Genomic DNA, 270 nt, shown 5'->3' with positions numbered 1-270 from the left:
AGGGGTGGTAGCCCATATTGATACCAAACGCCATTTTGTTGTGGTCCAAATCGGCCAGCAATATTGTTACTACAGTTTTGGCAGCGTGCCGCGCGATTTGACGCTGGCTTATGCGATTACGGTGCATAAGGCCCAAGGTGGGCAGGCAGATAGCGTTATTGCCATTGTCAACGGCGCCGACATGATGCTCAACGCCCAAAGCTTTTATACGGCGTTGACGCGCACCCAGCAGCAATTCATCTTTTTTGGTGACTTTCGGGTGCTCTTAGC

1 protein-coding gene is annotated in these 270 nt (G+C 51.5%); it reads left to right on the top strand.

The features are described from left to right. Positions 1 to 270, top strand: a 270-nt coding sequence (locus AC6UC9_RS06990; protein ID WP_500701544.1) for an ATP-binding domain-containing protein, incomplete at both ends; no start/stop codon positions are given.

The sequence above is a fragment of the Fructilactobacillus sp. X7R4C1 genome, assembly GCF_059901115.1.
This window is presented reverse-complemented; position numbering and strand designations above follow the sequence as displayed.